This is a genomic window from Lactiplantibacillus modestisalitolerans, assembly GCF_005405425.1.
GTDB lineage: Bacteria > Bacillota > Bacilli > Lactobacillales > Lactobacillaceae > Lactiplantibacillus > Lactiplantibacillus modestisalitolerans.
This window is the reverse complement of sequence record NZ_BJEA01000037.1, coordinates 1-1,770: the sequence shown is the minus strand read 5'-3', so window position 1 is coordinate 1,770 and position 1,770 is coordinate 1. Positions and strand designations below refer to the sequence as shown.

The following is a 1,770-nucleotide window of genomic DNA, read 5'->3' as shown; positions in this document are numbered from 1 at the left end:
AATTAGACCTTTGAAAACTGAACAAAGTTTCGACGAATCAAATGTGTAGGGTCTCTTGATTTTGAATCGAGAGCAAACATTTGCGAAGTCAATTCGCTAGCAAATAAATTTTTGAACAACTTTAAATGAGCTTTTTAGAACTCATCATTAATTTGAGAGTTTGATCCTGGCTCAGGACGAACGCTGGCGGCGTGCCTAATACATGCAAGTCGAACGAACTCTGGTAATGATTAGTGCTTGCACTATGATTTACATTTGAGTGAGTGGCGAACTGGTGAGTAACACGTGGGAAACCTGCCCAGAAGCGGGGGATAACACCTGGAAACAGATGCTAATACCGCATAACAACTTGGACCGCATGGTCCGAGCTTGAAAGATGGCTTCGGCTATCACTTCTGGATGGTCCCGCGGCGTATTAGCTAGATGGTGGGGTAACGGCTCACCATGGCAATGATACGTAGCCGACCTGAGAGGGTAATCGGCCACATTGGGACTGAGACACGGCCCAAACTCCTACGGGAGGCAGCAGTAGGGAATCTTCCACAATGGACGAAAGTCTGATGGAGCAACGCCGCGTGAGTGAAGAAGGGTTTCGGCTCGTAAAACTCTGTTGTTAAAGAAGAACATGCCTGAGAGTAACTGTTCAGGTATTGACGGTATTTAACCAGAAAGCCACGGCTAACTACGTGCCAGCAGCCGCGGTAATACGTAGGTGGCAAGCGTTGTCCGGATTTATTGGGCGTAAAGCGAGCGCAGGCGGTTTTTTAAGTCTGATGTGAAAGCCTTCGGCTTAACCGAAGAAGTGCATCGGAAACTGGGAAACTTGAGTGCAGAAGAGGACAGTGGAACTCCATGTGTAGCGGTGAAATGCGTAGATATATGGAAGAACACCAGTGGCGAAGGCGGCTGTCTGGTCTGTAACTGACGCTGAGGCTCGAAAGTATGGGTAGCAAACAGGATTAGATACCCTGGTAGTCCATACCGTAAACGATGAATGCTAAGTGTTGGAGGGTTTCCGCCCTTCAGTGCTGCAGCTAACGCATTAAGCATTCCGCCTGGGGAGTACGGCCGCAAGGCTGAAACTCAAAGGAATTGACGGGGGCCCGCACAAGCGGTGGAGCATGTGGTTTAATTCGAAGCTACGCGAAGAACCTTACCAGGTCTTGACATACTACGCTAACCTGAGAGATCAGGCGTTCCCTTCGGGGACGTGGATACAGGTGGTGCATGGTTGTCGTCAGCTCGTGTCGTGAGATGTTGGGTTAAGTCCCGCAACGAGCGCAACCCTTATTGTCAGTTGCCAGCATTTAGTTGGGCACTCTGGCGAGACTGCCGGTGACAAACCGGAGGAAGGTGGGGATGACGTCAAATCATCATGCCCCTTATGACCTGGGCTACACACGTGCTACAATGGATGGTACAACGAGTTGCGAACTCGCGAGAGTAAGCTAATCTCTTAAAGCCATTCTCAGTTCGGATTGCAGGCTGCAACTCGCCTGCATGAAGTCGGAATCGCTAGTAATCGCGGATCAGCATGCCGCGGTGAATACGTTCCCGGGCCTTGTACACACCGCCCGTCACACCATGAGAGTTTGTAACACCCAAAGTCGGTGGGGTAACCTTTTAGGAACCAGCCGCCTAAGGTGGGACAGATGATTAGGGTGAAGTCGTAACAAGGTAGCCGTAGGAGAACCTGCGGCTGGATCACCTCCTTTCTAAGGAATATTACGGAAACCTACACAGCGTCGAAACTTTGTTTAGTTTTGAGAG

At 49.9% G+C, this 1,770-nt stretch carries 1 rRNA gene; it reads left to right on the top strand.

Annotated features, from left to right (window positions below):
* The first annotated feature begins 148 nt into the window (after positions 1-148).
* Positions 149-1,715: ribosomal RNA gene (locus FFM79_RS12565) — 16S ribosomal RNA — on the top strand.
* Positions 1,716-1,770 lie beyond the last annotated feature (55 nt).